This window comes from Oceanobacillus arenosus (genome assembly GCF_003369575.1).
GTDB classification, from domain to species: Bacteria; Bacillota; Bacilli; order Bacillales; family Amphibacillaceae; genus Oceanobacillus; species Oceanobacillus arenosus.
Genome location: NZ_PIOC01000012.1, coordinates 1 through 23,037, shown reverse-complemented (window position 1 = coordinate 23,037; position 23,037 = coordinate 1). Strand labels below are relative to the sequence as shown.

The following is a 23,037-nucleotide window of genomic DNA, read 5'->3' as shown; positions in this document are numbered from 1 at the left end:
TTAATTGATACTCTTATTGTAACTAAAAAAAGATATGATTCCCAACATAAATTCGGGAATCATATCTTTTTTGGACTTTTTCAGTGGCCCCTCATTTTCCATCCCTCTTCTCTATGCTTTGATCTGCTCGATAAATAAAGGCAAATACTTCTGCAACCGCTTGGTATAACTCTTCTGGTATCACTTCGTTTATATTTAACTCCGCTAAAAGCTCAACTAGGGTAGCATCTTCTATAATAGGAATATTATTTTCCTTCGCTTTCTTTATGATTTCGTCAGCAATGATTCCTTTACCAGTCGCAGAAACCTTCGGAGCATAATCAGCTTCTGCCTCGTATTTAAGTGCTGCAGCTTTTTTACGTTTCTCGGTCATATTCGGTAATCCACTCCTTGAAAGGATGACATGGTGTTATGCTTAAACTTATTCGGTTTTATTTGTTCCTTTTCTGTTAGCGGCTTCACAGTGACACTTGAAAGATGATAATTTAGGCTCTCTAAACCCTTTTTTAGCAATGACTGTAAGCGCTCTACCTGTACTTTCAATTGGTCAAAATCATTGAATACTGTGATCGAAATGGATCTCTTTTGGATGTTCATATCAATCACTGTTTCTCTTAGTTTGGCAAGATCTAAATAAAAAAGTATTCGGCAAAATTCTGGATTAATTTCTCCATTTTCTGTTTTTCTACTCTCGAATTCCAGTTCAATATCACGATTTAATCCGATTCTTTCTGCAGGTATTTGTATGCTTGCTTGAATAAAGTTACTAGACTCCTGTACGGAATTTATTTGCATTCCGTTAATATAATGCAATAGCTTCGAACTATTTTCTTGCTGTTGACCTTCACTACTTTGTAAGCGTTGGATTAACATTTCTTTCAACGTTGGTTGTTGTTGAACCTGATCATTTGCAAGTTGATTTTCATAGGAAAGTCCCGTGAATAATAGTGCTTGCATAACCTGTTGCTGGAATTGCTGTTTCGGGCTGCTGGAGAGAAATGCTTGATCCATATTTATTGCCGTTATTATTTCTTCAAGTTTCATATAAGTCTGCTGATTGCTCAATAGCTGAAGTAGTGATCGTGTCTGTCCTAATTGTATCGGGTTATTCTCTAATCCAATTATTACTTGCCCTGTTTCCTTCCCTAATAGTGGCTGTAAGGCTTGTACAAGCTCCTGCTTCAGTATTGTAAAATCATTTGCAGATAGTGTTGAATTCGTTGAAATAACGCTATTTAATTTACCTCCCCATGTTTGTAATAATCTTTCTGCTTGTGGTGCCAATGAAGTTGGATTCATATTAACTTGCTTTAAGCTTTGTAATATAGTTGTTAAATTCAATTGAAACGGTAATTCCAGGTCAATTAGCTGCTTACTGGCAGGATTCCCTTGGTTAGCATTAACCTGCCCCATTCCCTCTGATAAGGACTTCCAGGCCGTATCCCATGTTTCCAAGTCAACATTTCGATCAATCATCCCCAATGTCTTGAATAGCGGAAATAATTGCTGCTTATTCAGATTAACCTGTTTGACTAATGACGCCATTAAATCGGTTGGCTTTTCGATCATTTGACTTAATTGCTTTACAAGTTCCGGATGGGTGTTATTTTGCTTTAGTTGATGCAATAGCGTTTTCATTGATTCATTTAGCTTTGTCGTTTCAACAGTGAGTAATGCCTCGAATACGGAAGGTGTTATCGGCAATTTACGGGTAAACATCTCAAGTAAAACACTTTGTGCTTTCACTTTATTCTTTTCCCCATCCAATAGTTGAAAAGCATCCATTAACTGTGCTTTACTGAAAGAAATTTTGCCATCTAAAAGTTGCTGCATAATAGCAACATTAGCTTTTGTCGTTTTTAAGCCTAAGTGCTTTAGCAAACTGATGCCATTTGCTTTTGTTTGGCTTTTTAATGGTTCACCAATCACCCTCAATGGAATAACATCACCGGATGATTGTACTTGAAAATGATATTTTTCACCAATAAGTAAATTAACTTCAAGTTGTGCAATCATCTTTTGCATACCTAATTGGATTTGCGCCTTATTGTTCGGATATAAATGTAAAATTTTTCCTTCTACAATTTGACCAGGTCGCAGATTTTGTGATGATTCCAGTGTCGAACTAATCCGCGTACCAATTATTTTATTTATACTCAAATTGTTTCACTCCCTTCTATCACTGCTAGCTATAACAACTAAACAATCATGAATTTGTTAGCACATCTCGAACTGGTGCAAACGACTTTCTGTGGTATGGTGTCGCACCATATTCTTGTAACATGTCTAAATGGTGCTTTGTTCCATAGCCCATATTCGAAATGAAATCATAATTCGGATATTGCTGATGGAGTTCCTTCATTAAATGATCACGAGTAACTTTAGCTAAAATACTGGCTGCTGCAATCGAAATACTCTTCGCATCCCCTTTGATGATTGACTCTGATGTGCATGGAAGACCTTTGAGCTGCACAGCATCAATTAACACATGATTTGGCTTTGGATTAAGCTGATCAACAGCATCTCGCATTGCTAATTTTGTTGCTTCAAATATATTTATTTCATCAATTGTTTCATTGCTGATAATCGATATGCCGTAGCTAATTGCTTCTTGTTTAATTATCATGAAAAACTTTTTCCTTGTTGCCTCATTTATTTGCTTGGAATCATTTAACCCTAGTAATCTAAAGTCTTGAGGGAGAATAACTGCTGCAGCAACAACTGGTCCAGCAAGTGGTCCTCTTCCTGCTTCATCAATACCTGCAACATATTGCTTTCCTATTGCAAATGCTTCCTTTTCAAAGCGGCACATCTCAAGAAACTGCTTTTCTAGCTCTTTTTCCTTCGCCAAACGTCTTTCGTATGTATGGATTAACTTTTGCACACCTTTTCGTTCATCCTTCTTTAATGCTTCAAGCATCGCTTCATTCAGTTCTCCATTGTCTATTAGTTGTTTCAGAATTGAAATTGATTGTTTCTCCATGATGACACCTTTCTTTCTATTTTATATCGTCAAAAAATAATACTGCTTAATCATTTACACTTATCTTATTTATGAGGCCCATCCTAATTCATTTGTTACTATTTATATAAAGTGCGAACTAGTCGCAATGTTGATTTCCGCTCCGGACAGTCGCTTTCGCGGGAAGAAGGCTCACCAGCTCCCCGCGGAAAGCGTAGTGTATTTCTGGAGCGATTAGCCTGAGAGCAATTGACAAATCAAGTTAGTTCGCACTTTATATCAAATATGCATTATCTCCCGTTACTAGCCAATATGAAAAATAAGACATCCATCTGCGAATTTAAGATGCATGTCTTATTTATTATTCAGGTGATTCAAGTGTAATATTACCGAGTCTTCCTGCACGAAGATCCTGCAGTACGATTTCCGATACTTTTTCTAAATTAGTGTTTCCGCCACTTTCTAATGCGCCTCTTTGCTTGCCAATCAATTCAAATATCTCCCACATGTCTTCCATATCATGTTCAATATTAAATCTTTCTTTAAGCATTGCTGGATAATGTTCTTGTAAATATTTGATGACAAATGCAACAATATCTTGCAATGATAATAATTGGTCCTTTATCGTACCAATCGCAGCTAAGCGGTAGCCAACCATTTGATCCTCGAATTTAGGCCAGAGAATTCCCGGCGTATCCAGTAATTCAAAATCCTTCTTTACCTTAATCCATAATTGATGCTTTGTAATTCCCGGTCTATCGCCAGTTTGCGCAATCTTTTTATTTGCTAACCGGTTAATCAATGTCGATTTACCGACATTTGGGATCCCGACAATCATTGCTCTAGCAGGTCTTGGCTGGATTCCCTTTTTCATCAGCTTTTCCATTTTTTCTTGCCCAAGTGATTTAGCTAGTTGTACGACTTTCTTAATATCAGCTTTATCATTCACGTTTACGGCAATCGCTGGTATTTCCTTTGCTTTAAAATAACTTATCCAGCTCTCTGTTATTCGTTGGTCTGCTAAGTCTCTTTTCATCAGCACAACCATCTTTGTTTTGTTTTGCAGCACTTGCTGGAGCATTGGATTTTGTGATGATAATGGCGCTCTAGCATCTACTAACTCCATTACAAAATCAACGAGTTTTAATTTCTCCTCTACCTGGCGTCTTGCTTTTGCCATATGCCCGGGAAACCATTGTATTGTCATATTTTATCCTACTCTCCTACTAGTTGTAGCCGATTAATTGGCCAGTAAGTAAGTTCTGTCTTACCAACTACTTGATCCATTGGAATCACACCGATGATTCGACTATCCGTAGAATTACGTCGATTGTCCCCAAGTACAAGTACATACCCATCAGGTATAACTTCAAATTCCCCAGGTAAATTCTCAAGTGTAAAATCATTCGTTAATACTTCATTCGATGCCAATTGTTCTTTTTGATCCTGTAAAAATGGTTCTGCCACTTCTTCACCATTAATGTATAATACATCATCTTTCATTTCAACATGCTCACCTGGCAAGCCGATAATACGTTTAATAAAATCTTTTTCAGAATTCGCATGGAAAACAATAATATCGAAACGTTCTGGCTCCCAGAAGCGATACGTAAACATATTCACAATCATTTGATCACGATCATGTAACGTAGGCTCCATGGATGGGCCATCAACAATAATGGGTGTAAACAGAAACATCCGAATGACGAGTGCCAATCCAAGTGCAATTAATAATGCCTTTATCCAATCAAACCATTCATTCCTTTTTTTGGACATCTATACTCCTCCAAACACCCAGTTTCACATTTTTTAGAAAACTAAGGTTTAACCAAGCCTTTCGGTGACAGCCTTAGTTGCACTTATGTAGTAAGAAAGTCGTTATACTTTCTTAACTACCAAGTAAGTCTATGAAAGAAAAAAGAAGCTTGTGCACACTGCCAAGCTCCTTTCTGTTTTTTCGATTCGTGAATTAGTGACGACGTTCTCTAATACGCGCAGCTTTTCCACGTAGATTACGAAGATAGTATAATTTCGCACGACGTACAACACCGTGACGAGTAACTTCGATTTTGTCTACTCGAGGTGAATGGATTGGGAATGTACGTTCAACACCTACACCATAAGAAATCTTTCTTACTGTGAAAGTTTCGCTAATTCCACCATTTTGACGTTTGATAACAACACCTTCGAATATCTGTATACGTTCACGAGTTCCTTCAACAACTTTAACGTGTACCTTTACAGTGTCCCCTGCACGAAACTCGGGATGATCTGTACGAAGTTGATCTTTTGTAATGTCTGCAATAAGTTTTTGCATTGTTTTTTCTCCTTCCAACCAATGTTCATCATTCTCATTGGAACAGCGGAACATCGTTTATAGCGACCTAAGCATACTTAAGCACAATAATTAATATATCATAAGACAACATCGAATTCAACAAAATTTTACTGAATTCCCTTAGCAATTTTCATTTTTCTTAATTTCATTTAATAACTTTTGCTCTTCAGTCGATAATGAAAGATTCTCCAGTAAATCCTTCCTTCTTTCATACGTCCGTTTTAAAGACTGCCTCGAACGCCATGCATCAATCTTTGCATGATCACCTGACAATAACACTTCTGGAACCTTCATCCCTCTAAAATCAGCTGGTCTAGTATAATGCGGATGTTCTAATAAACCGGTGGAAAAGGAATCCATTGGTGCAGACTGGTCATTGCCCAGTACATCAGGAAGCAAACGTACGACACTGTCAACGACGACCATTGCCCCTAGCTCCCCACCTGTTAAAACATAATCACCAATCGATATTTCATCTGTTACAAGATGCTCCCTAATGCGTTCATCATAACCTTCATAATGGCCGCAAATGATAACAAGATGTTCTTCCTTTGCCAGTTCTTCAGCCTTTTTCTGGCTATAAGGCTCACCTTGTGGACACATTAATATAATTCTTGGCTTTGTTGCCTTTTTACTTGTAACTGCTTCGACCGCATCGAAAACCGGTTGTGGCTGCAATACCATCCCTGCACCACCACCATATGGATAATCATCTACTTTTGCATGCTTATTATCCGAGTATTCCCTAAAGTTAACAAGACTATAGCTATATTTTCCTTTTTCATTTGCCTTATTCAAGATAGAAGCATCAAAAACTCCAGAAAACATTTCAGGAAAAAGGGTCAAAATATCAATATGCATTAATCTAGCAATCCTTCCAGAGGTTCAATTACGATTTTCTTTGCTTCTACTTCAATTTCCTTTACAACTTCTTCGATATATGGAATAAGTAAATCCTTACCCTTTTCTTGCTTTACAACCCATACGTCATTCGCACCTGGTGACAATATTTCTTTAATTACACCAAGTTTATCACCACTCGTTGTATGAACTTCACAGCCAATAATCTCATGATAGTAATATTCATGCTCGTCCAACTCTTTTTGCTGGTCTTCTGTTATTTGCAGTTCCGACCCTTTGAAATGTTCTACATCATTAATATTATTATATCCTTCAAAATGAATCAGATCGAACCCTTTATGCAAACGATGCCCATCAATAATTAATTTTAATGGTATTCCATCCTCTTTAGCGAGATATACCATTTCCCCTACCACAAAGCGTTCTTCAAAATCTGTGATGCGATGTACCTTAACCTCACCACGTATCCCATGCGTATTTATAATTTTACCAATATTAAACATTTTTTCTGTCATACGATCACCTACTACTCATCTATTCTAATGACGACATCGTCTTTTATAATAATTGCTGATTCATCTATATCATTCCAATGCGATCCTTCAGTTACTTCAACAAGAGCTTCAACTTCTTTTTCAATAATTTCACTACCTATTTCAAGCATGTCCAACTGTTCAATCTTAAACTCAACCAATTTAATCTTCTCTTTGCGATTATTAATTTCCAGCTGAAAGCGTTGGGTAATTTCCTGCTTCGATACACCTGCTTTATTTTGTAGCTTCCGTTTTTCAAATAACAGTTGTTGACACTCTTGTTCAAGTCGCATTTTCTGTTCATTAAATTTCCGATCTATTTTCTCTTTGCTTTTCTCCGTGACAATTTGTTTGATTAGGACCTTCTTGATTATCTTCATCTTCTCTCCTCACTCTCACAAAACGTCTTAATTTCCAGCAATGATGCGTAAAAGGGAAAGGTATCCCCTTCCCCTTTACATAATATCTAAATAAATACGCTTCTTACTTTTCTGTTTTGTTGCATACACCACTGTTCGAATCGCCTTTGCAATACGGCCGTTTTTGCCGATCACCTTACCAACATCATCACCGTTAACCGTTAGATGGTAAACAATTTTTGTTTCCTCTTCTGATTCCGTTATTACGATGTCTTCAGGGTGATCAACAAGCGGCGTAACAATTGATTCTATTAGGGCTTTCATGATATCACGCTACTTTACTTTTGGTTTTTAGCTTCGTGGAATTTCTTCATGATGCCTTCGTTTGAGAATAGATTGCGAACTGTATCACTTGGTTTTGCACCTTTTGTCATCCAATCAAGCGCTTTTTCTTCATCTATTTTAACTTCAACTGGATTAACTACTGGGTTGTATGTTCCAATTTGTTCAATAGAACGTCCGTCACGAGGAGAACGTGAATCAGCAACAACGATACGATAAAATGGATTTCTTATAGAACCCATACGTTTTAAACGAATTTTAACTGCCATTTATTTGCACCTCCATAAAAATGTTATTCACAATTTAAGATTCTAACAGATAATTGTTCGTCTGTAAAGTATTTTTCCATTACAACATTAAAAAGTATAAAATACAGTCAGTATCTTTTTTACGGGAACAGGCCACATCTAGCTTCGGCGACGAGGGTCGCCGGAGCTTTTATTTTTTTACATGAATGGAAATTTCATTCCTTTGCCTTTTTTACCCTTTTGCATGTTGGTCATTTGCTTCATCATCTTCTTCATTTCATCAAATTGCTTGAGCAATCGATTCACTTGGGAAACATTTGTCCCTGACCCTTTTGCAATCCTTTTCTTCCGACTTGCATTCATAAGACTTGGATCCTGTCTTTCCTTTTTAGTCATCGACTGAATGATAGCCTCAACGTGCACAATTTGTTTTTCATCGATTTGGGCATTTTTGAGCCCTTTCATTTTGTTTGCACCTGGAAGCATCGAAATTAATTCATCGAGGGGACCCATGTTTCTAACTTGCCCCATCTGTTCTAAGAAATCATCAAACGTAAATGACATGGTCCGCATTTTCTCTTCTAGCTCTTTTGCTTGCTTTTCATTGATATTTGTCTGTGCTTTCTCGATTAAAGAAAGAACGTCACCCATACCAAGAATTCGTGATGCCATTCGCTCAGGATGGAAAGCCTCTAACTGATCTAGCTTTTCACCCATCCCAGCAAATTTAATCGGCTTACCAGTTACAGCCTTAATTGACAGTGCTGCACCACCACGTGTATCCCCATCAAGCTTCGTCAAGACAACGCCAGTAATATCTAATTGTTCATTAAAGCTCTCAGCAACATTAACCGCATCTTGACCTGTCATGGAATCAACAACTAGAAAGATTTCATCTGGTTTTACAGTTGATTTAATTTGTTGTAACTCATCCATTAAATCTGTATCAATATGCAGTCGACCTGCAGTATCAATGATGACATAATCGTTATGTTCTTCTTTTGCTTTTTCAATCGCTTGCTTGGCGATATCTACCGGACTTACCTCTGTTCCAAGTGAAAAAACAGGCATATCTAATTGCACACCTAATGTTTCCAGCTGCTTAATCGCTGCAGGACGATAAATGTCACAAGCAACGAGTAATGGTGAACGATTGTGTTTCTTCCGTAATAAATTAGCAAGCTTTCCTGTTGTCGTCGTTTTACCCGCACCTTGAAGACCTACCATCATAATTACCGTTGGTGGACGATCACTAACAGCGATCTTACTCTGCTCGCCACCCATTAAACCTGTCAGTTCTTCTTTTACAACTTTAATAACTTGCTGTCCAGGTGTTAAGCTTTCCATTACTTCCTGTCCAACAGCGCGTTCTTTAATGCGATTGATTAAATCTTTTACCACCTTAAAGTTTACATCCGCTTCAAGTAATGCTAAGCGCACTTCACGGGTCATTTCTTTTACATCTTGCTCAGAAACCTTCCCCTTACCGGTAATCTTCTTAATTGTACTTTGCAGGCGGTCGGCCAATCCTTCAAATGCCATAGAAGGTGTCCTCCTAATCTAATTCTTTTAATTGCTTTATTAAGTCTAACGTATTTTTATCCGTTATGAATGATTCAACTTCTGCAATAATCGATAAACGTTGATCAAATTTCTCATATAAATGAAGTTTCTCTTCATAGGATTCAAGCATTGCTTCTGTACGTTTGATATTATCATATACTGCTTGACGTGATACATGAAATAATTCAGAGATTTCCCCAAGAGAATAATCCTCCAAATAATACAATTCCATGTAATTACGTTGTTTGGGTGTTAACAATGCTTGATAGAAATCGAATAAAAAATTCACTCTGTTTGTTTTTTCCAGCATCCTGTTCACCCCTTGTTAAGTGAAAATCCTTTACATTTTATCATACTGGATTTTGACGTTCTGTCAAGGGATATTACTTTCTACTCTTCGTCAATCATGTCTGCAAATAGCCCATATACAAAGGCTTCAGCATCAAATACTTGCAGGTCATTTATTTGTTCACCAAGTCCAATAAATTTCACTGGGAGGTTTAGCTCATGACGAATCGCCAAAACAATTCCGCCTTTTGCTGTTCCATCTAATTTCGTTAAGACAATTCCTGTAACACCGGCAGCTTCTGAGAAGGTCTTTGCCTGACTTAATGCATTTTGCCCTGTTGTTGCATCAAGTACGAGTAACACCTCATGTGGTGCACCAGGTACTTCCCGTTCAATTACACGTTTTACTTTGGATAACTCATTCATCAGATTCACTTTATTCTGAAGTCTTCCGGCTGTATCACATAATAATACATCTGCATCTCGCGTTTTTGCGGCTTTAATCCCATCGAAAATAACCGCAGCAGGGTCACTGCCTGGACTTTGTTTTACAACATCAACTCCAGCGCGCTCTCCCCATACTTCAAGTTGCTCGATTGCACCTGCACGAAATGTATCACCAGCCGCGAGTACAACTTTTTTCCCTTGTTGTTTCAATTGGTGTGCAAGCTTACCAATCGACGTTGTTTTCCCTACTCCATTTACCCCGACGACTAGAATAACCGTTAACTCTTTTTCTTGAATATTCAAGGATTCTATTTGCTCATCGTCATCACCATAATAGATTTCCACTAGTTTTTCCGAGATGACATCTTTTACTTCTTTTGTGTCCTTAATATTTTGACGCTTTACTTCCATCTTCAGTTCCTCAATTAAATCCATAACTGTCATGACACCAACATCAGCAGTGATCAGTACTTCTTCCAATTCTTCAAAGAAATCCTCATCGACTTTACGATATCTTGCCATTAAATCATTCAATTTAGAGGAAAATGAATTTCTCGTTTTTTTCATACCTTCTTTATATTTTTCGGAAACCTCTTCTGTTTCTTTATTTTTTTTAAACCGATCTTTTAATTTATCCATGAATCCCATCTTAAAAATACCTCCCTATGAATTAATTAATTCCTTTGTATCTTCTAGGCGAACGGAAACCAGCCGTGAAACACCAGACTCCTGCATCGTTACACCATATAAAACATCCGCTTCCTCCATTGTTCCTTGACGATGCGTAATAACAATGAACTGTGTTTGTTTACTATAGGATTTTACGTATTTAGCAAAGCGAACAACATTTGCTTCATCAAGCGCGGCTTCCACTTCATCGAGAATGCAAAATGGCACTGGGCGTACACGTAAGATTGCAAATAACAATGCAATTGCAGTTAATGCACGTTCCCCACCTGATAACAGACTTAAATTCTGTAGTTTTTTCCCTGGTGGCTGTGCGACAATATCGATACCTGTATCTAACAAATTTTTTGGATCTGTTAGCTTTAATTCTGCATGCCCACCATTGAATAATTGTTGGAAAACGATCGTAAATTCTTCTTTTATTTGATTAAAGGTAAGATCGAATCGCCGCTTCATCTCTTCATCCATCTCATTAATAACTGTATATAAGGTTTGTTTGGCCTCAACCAAATCATCTTTTTGCTCCGTTAAAAAAGTATATCGTTCCGAAATGCGCTCATATTCATCGACCGCACCTAAATTAACGGCACCCAATTGTTCGATACTGAATTTAAGTTCCTGCACTATTTGCTTCGAGTGCTCCATATCATCAGCCTTTTCATACGTTTGTTTCGCTTTCTCATATGTGATTGTATATTCATTCTGCAAATGATTCAGACGATTTTCTAATTCCACATCCAAACGATTAACTTTCACTTCCATTTGCTGAATTGCTTGTAGGAATGCTTGATGCTCTTTATTCTCTATCTTTAATTCGTTTTCTAAAACAGAAGTGCGCTCTGTTCGTTCGATGCGCTCATTTCTCTTTTGTTGAATGGATGTTATTATTTCTTCTTTTTCCAGTCGACTGGATTCGATTGTTTGATCAACTTCCTCCGCTGTCTCTGTTGATTGTTCCATTTCTACTAAATTCGTTAATTCTATTGCCATCGTATCATATTGTTCTTGCAGAACCTCTAGTTGACTTTGTGTTATCCTCGCTTTTTCTCTTTGGTTTTTCACACGTTCATCCTGTTCCGCAAGTACAACCTGATGTTGATAATATTCATTTTGCAGCTTTTCCTGGTTATCTTTGAACTTAGCTTCCTGATTGGATAAACTGTCTATCTCTTTTTGAATCGATTCTAAACTGGTCGTAATTGTATCAAGCTCTTTTGTTAATTGTTCATCGCGAGTTTGTAAAGTATCACTATCCTGCATGAATTGGTTTTTATCCTGATCATAGATAGACAGATTATCATTTAATGATTCCAGCTTTAATGTCACTTCTCTTGCATCTGCTTGTAATTCTCGAAGTGTATGCTGTTGATCCGCTAAAGTTGCTTCCGCTTGTTCCAGCTCTTTTTCATCTGTAGCGATTTGCTGCTTTTCACGCTGGACCTTCTGTTCAAATAAAATAATTTTCTTTTGGAATTCAGTTAATTTCTCTGTAATTTCTAGAATATCCTTTTCCCTCGTAAACAGCGATTGATTTGTTTTCTTTTGTGCACCACCTGACATTGATCCTCCTGGATTTACAACATCACCTTCAAGCGTGACGACACGATACCGACGATTAACCATTCTTGCAATGTCATTTGCATCCTTTAAGTTTTCTGCAATAATAACATGTCCCATCAAATGATTTATAGCCCGCATGTAACGTGCATTCGCCTTCACTAAATGCGCAGCAATTCCAATATAGCCTTGATGTGTTTTTATCTGCTGTTCCATATCTAGTGTGATAAAACGTTCCTGGATTGACTGAAGAGGTAGGAAAGTTGCCCGCCCATTATTCGTTCGCTTTAACCACATAATTGCATTTCGGGCTGCTTGGTCGTCTTGAACCACGATATGCTGTGCTTGACCACCTAATACCGTTTCAATTGCTGTAATATACTTTTTAGGTACATCAATTAGTTCAATAACTGCTCCCTCTATCTGATCTAATTGATTCTCCTCTCGGGCCTTTAAAACAGCCTTGACTCCTTGGAAAAAACCCTGGAAGTCCTCTTTCATTTCATCCAGCATTTCCTTTTTCGATTTCAAGTTTTCAATATATTGGTAGCCTTTGTAAAGCTTCGACTGTGAATCTTGGAATGTATTTCTTCCCGTCTCTAAACGCTGTTTCAAACCCTTGATTTGCGTCGTTGTCTTTAAATAACCTTCATTTTTAACTTGATATATGGCCTCTATTTCTACTTTTTTCTCCTGTAATGCTTCTCGGACCTTTAATAGATCTTGAAATTTATCATGCTGTTTATCTTTCTTTCCAGTAATTTGCTTTAATTGACTATGGATGGACTGCTTTTCATTTCGCTTTGCAGCTTGGTTATTTAATAACTCAATGTAGTCGGCTTTTAAATCTTCAATTTGATCAAAGATTGTTTCTTTACTTATTTCTAATTTTGCTTGCAAGCTTTTTATCTGTTCTTTTGTAGTTTGACGCTTTGCTTGAATCTCGCTTAATTTCTTTTGTTCCTTAATAAGCTCCTCATGCATTGCCCCAATTTTTACTGCGGTTTCATTCTTTTGGGTATCAAGCTTTTGTTTATTTTCATCAAGATGCTTTGTCCGCTCATGTAGCAGTTGCTTCCGACCCTCATACTTTTCTAAATGCTCCGTTGTAGCCAATAAGCGTGACTGCTGTACTTCCATTTCTTCATCGAGCTTTTGTATCCCTTGCTTTTCTTTTTCGATTGCAGTTTCTTTTTGCTGAATTGCCGTTCGCAGATTTTGCTCGGCTGCTTTTTGCTTTTCGATATCTGCCAGTAATGATTGCCACCCATTATGTAATTGTTCAATTTCAGCAATTAGCAAAGAAATTTCATGATGCTTTAATTTTTCTTTTAAATCGACATATTTATTCGCGGTCTCTGCTTGTTCCTTTAAGGGATTTATTTGTTTTTCTATCTCATGAATAATGTCTTCCACCCGATTTAGGTTTTCCTGGGTTTCTGCTAATTTATATTCGGCTTTCTTCTTTCGCTGCTTGTATTTTAAAACACCTGCTGCCTCTTCAAAAATCGTCCGTCGATCATCCGGCTTCGAGCTGAGAATCTCTTCCACTTTACCTTGACTGATAATAGAAAAGGCTTCTCGACCAAGTCCAGAATCCATAAACAAATCAATAATATCTTTTAAACGACAAGATTGTTTATTAATATAAAATTCACTATCTCCACTGCGAAATACCCGCCTGCTTACACTTACTTCTTCATAATCTAATGGAAGTTTTTGGTCTTGATTATCGAGCACTAATGTTACTTCTGCAACATTCAAGGCCTTTCTCGTATCACTACCTTGGAAAATAATATCTTCCATTTTCGTTCCACGTAACGCTTTCGCTGATTGCTCTCCGAGAACCCACCGGATTGCATCAATGATATTACTTTTTCCACTTCCATTTGGACCAACGACTGCCGTTACTCCGGGGACAAACTCAATATTTATCCGTTCGGCAAATGATTTAAACCCCACACTCTCAATTCGTTTTAAATACATACTTAATTCTCCTATTATTCAAAAACTCACTTGTCACCAAGCCATTATCCGACGGCTATAACTGCACTAAATTAAATAGTTGGCTTTTTACCGCATTTATTTTATCATAAAATGAGGAACAAAAGAAGCGTGCACACTACATATAACTAGGTGCCTGTTTATTTCTAGTAAAAGAGGAGGGAATTCGATGGATTTAGAACATGCTTCACAAGAAAACTTAAAACAATTATTAGATGATTTAGCAGTACGATTGAATGTCGTGAATGTTTCAATCTTGGATGCGGATGATTATGATTTAGATAAATATGAGGATATTAAATTATTATATGATATCGTTATAAAAAAAGGGAAGCTAACTCCACTTGAAGCTCAAGCATTTCTAGAAGAATTAGCAATTGTCAGGAAAAAATAATGTAATTAGGCAAAGGCTGTCATTCATATCAAATCACAGCCTTTGCCTAAATACTAGAAAATCATTATCTTTTATTTTCGCTGAATTTATCTAATGCATGCTTTGCAGCCCGTTGCTCTGCTTCTTTCTTTGTTCTCCCAAATCCTTCACCCTGTACCGCACTATCAATTAATACCTGTGAGATAAATTCTTTATTATGGGACGGTCCCTTTTCTTCGACAATCTGATACTCAACCATTTGATTTTTCACTGCTTGTACTAATTCTTGTAACTGACTTTTATAATCCATCGCATGCGAAAAAGCACCAGTAGATATTTTTGGAAACACATGGTCCTGTAAAAACTTCAATGCTTGATCAAATCCTTGATCAAGGTAAACTGCGCCGAGGAACGCTTCAAATACATCCGCTAAAATAGCTGGACGTTCTCTACCACCGGTTTGTTCCTCACCTTTACCAAGTAATAAGAATTTACCGAACTCAAGATTCTGCGCAAAATCCATCAACGACGGCTCACATACGATTGCCGCGCGTAATTTTGTCATTTCTCCCTCAGGCATATCGCTATTTTTTCGATATAAATATTGTGACACACCTAATTCTAGTACAGCATCTCCTAAAAACTCCAAGCGTTCATTATCCAAAAAAACTTCGTGCCGATGCTCATTAACATAAGATGAATGTGTAAAAGCCTGTTTAATCAACTCATGATTATGAAAGCTCATCTTTAACTGTTTTTCTAATTGTGTAACATCCATGCATGTCACCTCTAGTCTGTAATATGCGGAAAGTCTCGCATATAGCGAGACTTCTCTTTTTTGATAAATAGGACTAATTACTGTTTGCTATTTATGTAGTTCACAGCGTCACCTACTGTATTAATATTTTCAGCTTCTTCATCAGCAATCTCTAAATCGAATTCGTCTTCAAGCTCCATTACTAACTCAACAACGTCAAGTGAATCTGCTTCAAGATCATCTTTGAAAGATGCTTCCATCGTTATTTTAGATTCTTCAACATCAAGACGATCGATGATAATTGTTTTGACACGATCAAACACGTCTGCCATTTTGCTTCACCTCCCTTCAATAGTATAAAGATTTTCTATTAAAAAATCTAGTTTTGAAATAAGTCTGTTCAAAAAGTTAGTAGTTTACAGCCAAAATGCTTTGTCTAACCTTTGATATTCACGTCAGCTCTTAACCTTACATTACCATTCCGCCATCAATATGGATGGTTTGTCCCGTAATATAATTCGCGTCTTCTGATGCAAGGAAACGGACAACCCTTGCAACGTCTTCCGGTTTACCAAGCGCTGCTAACGGAATCATTGCAAGCGTTCGCTCTCTTTGCTCCTCTGTCATTACATCTGTCATGTCAGTTGCTATAAATCCAGGTGCAACGGCATTCACTAGGATATTTCTAGATGCGAGTTCCTTTGCAGTAGATTTTGTTAAGCCGATTACACCTGCTTTTGCAGCAACATAATTTGCTTGACCAGGGTTGCCACTAACGCCAACAATAGATGCAACATTAATAATTCTGCCGGCTTTTTGCTTCATCATTTGTCTTGTAACCGCTTTGGTACAAATAAATGCACCTTTTAAGTTCGTATTGATTACTTGATCAAATTCTTCCTCTTTCATCCGCATTAATAAATTATCTTTCGTTATACCTGCATTATTAACTAAAATATCAAGGCTACCAAATTCGTTAATCGCTTCTTTAATCATTGCTTTAACTTCTGTTTCATTTGCCACGTCTGCTTGGACTTTAAATGCTTTTACACCAAGTTGCTCGACTTCTTCTACAACCGACTGTGCTTTTGCTTCATTTCCAGCATAATTAATCACAAGATTGACACCGTTTTTAGCAAGCTCTAAAGCAATTGCACGACCAATTCCGCGAGATGCTCCGGTAATTAATGCATTTTTACCTTTTAACATGACGCATCCTCCTTGTACCAAGCGATAAATTCCTCCATTGATTTCATATCCTGGATTGCAAATGTTTGTGCCTTCCGATCAATTTTTCTTAACAGTCCTGAAAGTACTTTTCCATTACCAACCTCAACAAATGCATCCACATCTTGCTCTAGCATATGGTGAATCGATTCCTCAAAGCGAACCGGTGAATACAATTGCTTGATTAATAAATCTTTAATTTCGCTGCTTGCAATTACAGGTTGTGCTGAAACATTCGCATAGACAGGAATAGCCGCATCACGAATTTCAACCTTGTTTAAATAGTTAGCAAATTCCTCATTAGCAGATTTCATCAATCTTGAATGGAATGGACCACTAACATTCAATGGTAGGACACGTTTTGCACCATGCTCCTTCAGCAATGTTGCCGCCTCTTCAATGCCGGCTTTTGACCCTGAAATTACAATTTGTCCTGGGCAGTTTAAATTGGCAATATCAACAATTTCATTGGTTATCCCTTTTAATGCATCTTCAATTTCCGTTTGCGATAAACCAAGTACCGCCGCCATTGTTCCTTGTCCCTTAGGGAATGCTTCTTCCATTAATTTTCCTCTCATCGCAACTAGCGGAAGTGCACTTTCGAGTGTTAGGGCACCTGCCGCAACCAATGCACTATATTCACCAAGACTATGACCAACTGTCATGACCGGGCTTATTTCTGCTTTTGCTAGCAATGTATGTATCGCAATACTCGTTAATAATAATGCTGGCTGCGCGTTTTCAGTCTCGGTCAAACCCTCTGCAGGGCCTTCAAACATTAACGAAGTAATATCCTTGTTTAATAAATCATTTGCTTGCTGAAAGAGATCCTTTACCTCGGAAAAATGCTCATAAAATTCCTTTCCCATTCCTACTGCCTGTGATCCTTGCCCAGGAAACATAAATGTTACACGCTTCATATGCTCACTCCTTCTCCAGTTTCATTGTTTCTATCGTTGTCTTTATCGTATTCGTTACATCGAAATCTACCATGTATTTCGCTTGTTTAATTGCATTAAAAATCGCTCGAGCATTGGACGATCCATGCGCCTTAATAACTGGGGCAGCTAATCCAAATAATCCAGCACCACCGTATTCTGAGTAATCGAGTTTTTCCTTCAGGCTAAGTAAGTCATTTTTAATCAACCCTGCAGCAAGCTTCGTTTTCATTGATGACATTAATGTTTCTTTTAATAATTTTAATATCATTTGGGCTGTACCTTCGATTGTTTTCAATGCTACATTTCCACTGAACCCTTCCGCAACAACAACATCTGCTACGCCATTTAAAATATCACGTGCTTCAACATTGCCAATAAAATTAATTGGTGCATCCTGCAATTGTGTAAACGTCTTTTTCGTCAGTTCATTCCCTTTTCCATCTTCGGTTCCAATGTTTAATAGACCAATTCTTGGTTTATCAACGGCACGAACCTTCTCTGCATAAACAGAACCCATGACCGCATATTGTACTAAATGCGTGGTCTTTGCATCCACATTTGCACCTACATCTAACAACAGTACGCCATTGCCATCAATCGTTGGCAATGTTGGGCTAAGTGCCGGACGATCAATCCCAGGTATTCTACCAACAACGAATAGACCAGCACTCATCAACGCTCCCGTATTACCAGCGGAAACACAAGCATCTGCTCGCCCTTCCTTTACTTCATTCGCCATTAGTACGAGCGAGGAATTTTTCTTACGTCGGACAGCTCTTACCGGTTCATCATCCCCAGTAATGACCTCCTCTGTATGGATAATTTCAATATTTTTCGAGTTTGTCAGAAAAGGGGTAATCTTATTCTCATCGCCAACTAAAATAATCTGTAGATCATCTAATTGAGATACAGCTTCCATTGCACCTTCAACAATTTCCTTTGGTGCATTATCGCCACCCATTGCATCAACTGCTAGTCTCATTTGATATTTCCCCTTTTTGTTCATTGGATTGATACATATAAAAGATTCCGGTAAAAACTTTTTCTTTACCTACATAACTATTCACTTTCACAATGGTTAAGCCTTTTTCCTTGCCTTCGATTGTTGCTTTGGCAATTACTCTTTCACCAGCTTTTACTTGTCTTGTAAATCTGATTTCTGATTTAGCGGTTAATGCCAATTCATCATTGATCACTGCAACTGCAAGTGAATTTGCTTGTGCAAATAAATGATGCCCCCTGGCGATTTTATTCCGTGAAAAGACAAGATCAGCTGTAATATCCAGAATGGAAATGGCGCGTTTATCTAATTCTAAATCAATAATATCGCCAATAACTTCTTCTAGTGGTAATGCCTTTAATGTTTCATTCCATTGATTGGTTGCAACATATTTAATTCTCTCCCTAAGCTCCGGGATCGATAGCTCCATCCGATCTAAGCGGATTGTTTGAATACTAACAGCAAAATACTTTGCAAGCTGCTCATCCGTTATAAATGGAGTCTCTTCTATTTTCTCCTTTAACAATGATTGACGCTCTGCCTTTGTTCGTTTCATTATTGCACCATCCACATTTACATTTCATTTATTTTTAGTTTATGAAGTGAAAATATCCACTGATAAAATATAATGGAAAAGTTGAATCCTTTATATGAAATTAGAATAATTAAATATGATCCCTACTCTAGTTCATTCTATGACTTGGTACTAATAGTAATATATAATAGCATCTATATTTATGCAAGCATCGATTTAATCAAGTTTATCAGTAATCGTATGATTTTTTTCTAAATAATCCAAGAGAGGGGCAAAGGCAGCATCACGTTCCAATAAGTTCTCCTCGATAATTTCCATCGCATCATTACGCGCTGTTTCCAGTGCACGGTAATCATGGATCATATCTGCCACTTTAAACTCTGGTACACCACTTTGTTTTTTGCCAAAAAAATCTCCTGGACCCCTTAATTTCAAATCCTGTTCTGATAATTCGAATCCATTGGTTGTTTCGGTCATGATTCGCATTCGTTCTTTCCCTACCTCACCCTTTGGATCGGCAATTAGAATACAATAGCTTTGCTTGCTTCCCCTACCTACTCTACCTCGTAATTGATGTAGCTGCGATAATCCGAAACGCTCCGCATCATAAATAACCATGATGGTTGCATTTGGGACGTTTACTCCTACCTCAACTACCGTCGTCGAAACGAGTATTTGAATTTCATTCGCAGCAAATTGCTTCATAATCTCATCTTTTTCAGCTGCTTTCAGTCGACCATGCATAAGACCGACATTGATTTCTGGGGGATAAAACACTTGAAGCTGTTGATGGAGGTCTACCGCATTTTGAATATCTAATTTATCTGATTCCTCAATAAGTGGACAAATAACATACGCTTGTTCACCTAAACCTACATGTTTTTCAATCATCGTGAGCACACGTTCTAGCATATTTTCCTTAGCCCAATAAGTCTCAATTGCTTTTCTTCCTACAGGCATTTCATCAATGACCGACACATCCATGTCACCAAATGCAGTAATTGCAAGTGTTCTAGGTATTGGTGTCGCTGTCATAAATAATCCATCTGGGTCAAGACCTTTCTCCCGTAATGTACGGCGCTGTTCTACACCAAATCGGTGCTGCTCGTCAACAATCACAAACCCTAAATCATCAAATACAATATCATCTTGAATAAGTGCATGTGTACCAACAACGATATGTACATCATGATTCACCATTTGCTCTAAAATTTCTTTTCGTTTCTTTCCTTTTACGGATCCTGTAAGCAAGGCAATTTTGGCACGTTCTCCGAATAATTCTGTTAATGACTGATAATGCTGTTCCGCTAAAATTTCAGTTGGAACCATCAATGCACCCTGCTTCCCGGCTGTGAGCGCTGCGTATAAGCAAATCGCTGCTACTGCTGTTTTTCCTGAACCTACATCCCCCTGTAATAGCCGATTCATTCGGTATGGCGATTTCATATCAGCTAAAATTTGCTTCAATGACTTCTCTTGAGCATTGGTTAATGAAAACGGGAAATCTTGAATAAACTCCTCTAGCTTCTGTTGATCATAGTGCTGTGCATTCCCTTGGGCTGCTTCACGTTTTATCTTTCGTAACAACTGCATTTTTAGCTGAAAAAGTAAAAATTCTTCATAAATAAATCGACGTCTTGCATGTTTTAATGCAATCCGGTTTGCTGGAAAGTGCATCGTTTGCACCGCCACTTTTCGAGTCGGGATTTTATAGGATTGTAAATATTGTTCGGGTAGCAACTCCTTAATCTCATTTCCATAACTATCTAAAGCCTGTTTAATCGTTTTCTTTAGCTTCACATTGGTAATATCACCTTTTAGCGAATATAAGCTCTGTATTTCCTCTTGCGTACTTGCAGGTCCTTTTTTATAATGGTCAACTGTTATTTGTAAACGATGTGCATCCCATTTACCTGTAAGGGTTACGATATCATCTGCATTCAGTTGTTTTTTAGCAAATGCGCGATTGAACATTACCACTTTAATCGCGACATTTTCAACAATGACGGTAAACGTTAAGCGCGACTTCTTTCTTCCATAAAAAGTAAGAGAAGGTTCATGAACAACCCTTCCCTCAATCGTTACTCTATCATCGTGAATTAGCTCACTCAAGGCTTTAATTTCAAATTCATTGTATCGACTTGGGAAATAAAACAATAAATCATTGATGGTGTTGATATTTAATGCAGCCAAATCCTCTGCAAATTTTTCACCTACACCTTTTATCTCCATTACTGAATCACTAAGCACAATCGATCACTCTTTCTATATGGACATTCCAAATATTTTTTCTTTTAATAAGCGACCTGTCGGTGTATCAGCTAATCCACCCTCACCAGTCTCTCGTAAGGAAGATGGCATTTGTCTACCAATTCGGTACATCGCACCAATTACTTCATCACAAGGAATTCGACTAACGACTCCTGCTAAAGCCATATCTGCTGAGACAATTGCTTGCGAGGAGCCAAGTGCATTTCGTTTTACACATGGAACTTCAACAAGTCCTGCAACTGGATCACATACAAGTCCAAGCATGTTCTTTAACGTAATCGCAAATGCCTCCGCTGATTGCTGTGGTGTACCACCCGCCATTTCAACGATCGCAGCTGATGCCATTGCACCAGCAGAACCGACCTCTGCTTGACATCCACCCGCAGCACCAGAAATAAATGCATTATTAGCTACTACCATGCCAAATGCACCGGCAGTAAATAAGAAACGGATCATTTGTTCGCGCGTTGCATTTAGTTGATCCTTAACCGCAAATAAAGCGCCAGGTACGCAACCAGCGCTTCCTGCTGTTGGTGTTGCACAAATAATTCCCATCGCCGCATTTACTTCATTCGTTCCCATTGCTTTACTCACGGCATCCATCATGACTGGACCAGATAATGGGGTCTTTTCTCTCATATATTTTTGAATCAGGACAGCATCGCCACCAGTTAGTCCGGTAGTGGATTGTACCCCTCTTAATCCATCCTCTATTGCTTTTTCCATCACTTGTAAATTTTTCTCCATCTCTAAGAATACTTCTTCACGAGTCTTTTCTTTAGCATCCATTTCCTGAAGAATCATTACTTCAGAAATTGACATTTGTTCATTGTCAGCTTGTGCTACTAACTCTGCAACCGTTCTAAACATTTTCATGCTCCTTTCTATCGTTAACTAACAATCTTTGAAATACGAATAATATGTTCTGCATTCCTTAATTCTTCTAAAATAGAATCTTCAACATTTTGATCTACTTCAATTACCATTAAAGCTTCTTTCCCAACATCTTTACGATTTACTTCCATATGACCAATATTAATTTCATGTTTGGCTAATATCCTCGTAACCGATGCAATAGCACCAAATCGATCATTATGCATGATTAAAATTGCCGGATGATTTCCGGACAAACGTAATTCAAAGCCATTTAATTCAGTAATTTCTACTTTACCACCACCAATGGAAATACCAACAAGTTCTAAAATTTCTTTGTCATTGCCAATAATTAACCTTGCTGTGTTCGGATGGTTACTGGCGGCGCTATCTTCAATATACTCTATCTTCATTCCATGTTCCTTTGCAATATCTAATGCTTTACTCATACGTGGATCATCTGTGGCAAAGCCTAATAATCCTCCAGCTAAAGCAAAGTCGGTTCCGTGCCCTTTATATGTTTTAGCAAATGATTCATATAAGTGAATCTTAGCCCATTTTGGTTCTTCTCCAAATAAGTTTCTTGCCGCCAATCCAATTCGTGCGGCACCGGCCGTATGTGAACTTGAGGGTCCTATCATTACTGGACCAATAATATCAAATACTGAATTATATTTCATGAAAGATCACATCCCTCTCCATTTAGAAACAATTAACTACCACTATAAATTATAACAAAAAAGGGACCTTTAATCACTTGGTAGTTAATAATAGATAAAAGTTGATATAAAGTGCAGATTAACTGAATTACAAATAGTATGTGCTAAACCGCCGTCCGAGTTCGCTACGGGCGGATGCTTTCCGCGGGCAC

At 37.8% G+C, this 23,037-nt stretch carries 25 protein-coding genes; 1 reads left to right on the top strand and 24 read right to left on the bottom strand.

All coding sequences use genetic code 11. From position 1 onward, the window contains the following. Window positions 1-91: 91 nt before the first annotated feature. The 15 genes from CWR48_RS07070 to smc all read right to left on the bottom strand — a co-directional run bounded on the left by CWR48_RS07070 (window position 92) and on the right by smc (window position 14,171). On the bottom strand, window positions 92-373 hold the full coding sequence (locus tag CWR48_RS07070; protein WP_115772548.1) for an EscU/YscU/HrcU family type III secretion system export apparatus switch protein: 282 nt from the start codon (window positions 371-373) through the stop codon (window positions 92-94). Continuing rightward, the gene (locus CWR48_RS07065; RefSeq protein ID WP_115772547.1) at window positions 370-2,160 is read right to left on the bottom strand and encodes a hypothetical protein; all 1,791 of its coding nucleotides are present in this window, start codon (window positions 2,158-2,160) and stop codon (window positions 370-372) included. The genes CWR48_RS07070 and CWR48_RS07065 overlap by 4 nt, the downstream gene beginning before the upstream one ends. A 46-nt stretch (window positions 2,161-2,206) precedes the next feature. Next, window positions 2,207-2,983 carry a ribonuclease HII gene (locus CWR48_RS07060; RefSeq protein WP_115772546.1) on the bottom strand — a complete coding sequence of 259 codons (777 nt, stop codon included), beginning with the start codon at window positions 2,981-2,983 and terminating at the stop codon, window positions 2,207-2,209. Between the two features lie 340 nt (window positions 2,984-3,323). Then, on the bottom strand, window positions 3,324-4,169 hold the full coding sequence (gene ylqF, locus CWR48_RS07055; protein ID WP_115772545.1) for a ribosome biogenesis GTPase YlqF: 846 nt from the start codon (window positions 4,167-4,169) through the stop codon (window positions 3,324-3,326). An 8-nt stretch (window positions 4,170-4,177) separates the two neighbouring features. Then, window positions 4,178-4,738, bottom strand: coding sequence for a signal peptidase I (gene lepB, locus CWR48_RS07050; protein WP_115772544.1), 561 nt, complete (start codon window positions 4,736-4,738; stop codon window positions 4,178-4,180). 193 nt (window positions 4,739-4,931) lie between these two features. Further along, on the bottom strand, window positions 4,932-5,279 hold the full coding sequence (gene rplS / locus CWR48_RS07045) for a 50S ribosomal protein L19 (RefSeq protein ID WP_115772543.1): 348 nt from the start codon (window positions 5,277-5,279) through the stop codon (window positions 4,932-4,934). Between the two features lie 141 nt (window positions 5,280-5,420). Then, window positions 5,421-6,161, bottom strand: coding sequence for a tRNA (guanosine(37)-N1)-methyltransferase TrmD (trmD, locus tag CWR48_RS07040; RefSeq protein ID WP_115772542.1), 741 nt, complete (start codon window positions 6,159-6,161; stop codon window positions 5,421-5,423). Next, complete coding sequence (gene rimM, locus CWR48_RS07035; RefSeq protein WP_115772541.1) at window positions 6,161-6,676, bottom strand: ribosome maturation factor RimM; 516 nt, start codon at window positions 6,674-6,676, stop codon at window positions 6,161-6,163. Before rimM ends, trmD begins: the two co-directional genes overlap by 1 nt. Window positions 6,677-6,687: 11 nt before the next feature. Next, window positions 6,688-7,074 (bottom strand): YlqD family protein, encoded by a 387-nt coding sequence (locus CWR48_RS07030; RefSeq protein ID WP_115772540.1) that lies wholly within the window; start codon window positions 7,072-7,074, stop codon window positions 6,688-6,690. Between the two features lie 75 nt (window positions 7,075-7,149). Then, a complete protein-coding gene (locus CWR48_RS07025; protein ID WP_115772539.1) occupies window positions 7,150-7,377 on the bottom strand; it encodes a KH domain-containing protein in 228 nt (75 codons plus the stop codon). A 14-nt stretch (window positions 7,378-7,391) separates the two neighbouring features. Beyond that, window positions 7,392-7,664 carry a 30S ribosomal protein S16 gene (gene rpsP / locus CWR48_RS07020; RefSeq protein WP_115772538.1) on the bottom strand — a complete coding sequence of 91 codons (273 nt, stop codon included), beginning with the start codon at window positions 7,662-7,664 and terminating at the stop codon, window positions 7,392-7,394. Between the two features lie 177 nt (window positions 7,665-7,841). After that, window positions 7,842-9,185, bottom strand: coding sequence for a signal recognition particle protein (gene ffh, locus CWR48_RS07015; RefSeq protein WP_115772537.1), 1,344 nt, complete (start codon window positions 9,183-9,185; stop codon window positions 7,842-7,844). 13 nt (window positions 9,186-9,198) lie between these two features. Further along, window positions 9,199-9,516 carry a putative DNA-binding protein gene (locus tag CWR48_RS07010; protein WP_115772536.1) on the bottom strand — a complete coding sequence of 106 codons (318 nt, stop codon included), beginning with the start codon at window positions 9,514-9,516 and terminating at the stop codon, window positions 9,199-9,201. Window positions 9,517-9,596: 80 nt separating this feature from the next. After that, on the bottom strand, window positions 9,597-10,589 hold the full coding sequence (gene ftsY / locus CWR48_RS07005) for a signal recognition particle-docking protein FtsY (protein WP_115772535.1): 993 nt from the start codon (window positions 10,587-10,589) through the stop codon (window positions 9,597-9,599). Between the two features lie 15 nt (window positions 10,590-10,604). Beyond that, entirely contained in the window at window positions 10,605-14,171 is a 3,567-nt protein-coding gene (smc, locus tag CWR48_RS07000) for a chromosome segregation protein SMC (protein ID WP_115772534.1), read from the bottom strand. 187 nt (window positions 14,172-14,358) lie between these two features. On the opposite strand from smc, the gene CWR48_RS06995 reads away from it, so the two are divergent. Then, a complete protein-coding gene (locus CWR48_RS06995; RefSeq protein ID WP_115772533.1) occupies window positions 14,359-14,583 on the top strand; it encodes a DUF1128 domain-containing protein in 225 nt (74 codons plus the stop codon). Between the two features lie 64 nt (window positions 14,584-14,647). On the opposite strand, the gene rnc is transcribed toward CWR48_RS06995, so the two are convergent. The 9 genes from rnc to sdaAB form a co-directional block, all read right to left on the bottom strand. Continuing rightward, window positions 14,648-15,340, bottom strand: coding sequence for a ribonuclease III (gene rnc, locus CWR48_RS06990; protein ID WP_115772532.1), 693 nt, complete (start codon window positions 15,338-15,340; stop codon window positions 14,648-14,650). Between the two features lie 77 nt (window positions 15,341-15,417). Then, entirely contained in the window at window positions 15,418-15,651 is a 234-nt protein-coding gene (locus tag CWR48_RS06985) for an acyl carrier protein (protein WP_115772531.1), read from the bottom strand. Window positions 15,652-15,787: 136 nt separating this feature from the next. Next, complete coding sequence (fabG, locus tag CWR48_RS06980; protein ID WP_115772530.1) at window positions 15,788-16,528, bottom strand: 3-oxoacyl-[acyl-carrier-protein] reductase; 741 nt, start codon at window positions 16,526-16,528, stop codon at window positions 15,788-15,790. Next, complete coding sequence (gene fabD / locus CWR48_RS06975) at window positions 16,522-17,466, bottom strand: ACP S-malonyltransferase (RefSeq protein ID WP_115772529.1); 945 nt, start codon at window positions 17,464-17,466, stop codon at window positions 16,522-16,524. The genes fabG and fabD overlap by 7 nt, the downstream gene beginning before the upstream one ends. A gap of 4 nt (window positions 17,467-17,470) precedes the next feature. Beyond that, on the bottom strand, window positions 17,471-18,469 hold the full coding sequence (gene plsX / locus CWR48_RS06970) for a phosphate acyltransferase PlsX (protein ID WP_115772528.1): 999 nt from the start codon (window positions 18,467-18,469) through the stop codon (window positions 17,471-17,473). Beyond that, complete coding sequence (fapR, locus tag CWR48_RS06965; protein ID WP_115772527.1) at window positions 18,453-19,043, bottom strand: transcription factor FapR; 591 nt, start codon at window positions 19,041-19,043, stop codon at window positions 18,453-18,455. Before fapR ends, plsX begins: the two co-directional genes overlap by 17 nt. A gap of 195 nt (window positions 19,044-19,238) precedes the next feature. Continuing rightward, window positions 19,239-21,272: an ATP-dependent DNA helicase RecG gene (recG, locus tag CWR48_RS06960; protein ID WP_115772526.1), complete on the bottom strand. Its 2,034-nt coding sequence runs from the start codon at window positions 21,270-21,272 to the stop codon at window positions 19,239-19,241. A gap of 15 nt (window positions 21,273-21,287) precedes the next feature. Further along, a complete protein-coding gene (sdaAA, locus tag CWR48_RS06955; RefSeq protein WP_115772525.1) occupies window positions 21,288-22,163 on the bottom strand; it encodes an L-serine ammonia-lyase, iron-sulfur-dependent, subunit alpha in 876 nt (291 codons plus the stop codon). 20 nt (window positions 22,164-22,183) lie between these two features. Then, window positions 22,184-22,846 carry an L-serine ammonia-lyase, iron-sulfur-dependent subunit beta gene (gene sdaAB, locus CWR48_RS06950; protein WP_115772524.1) on the bottom strand — a complete coding sequence of 221 codons (663 nt, stop codon included), beginning with the start codon at window positions 22,844-22,846 and terminating at the stop codon, window positions 22,184-22,186. Window positions 22,847-23,037: the final 191 nt, after the last annotated feature.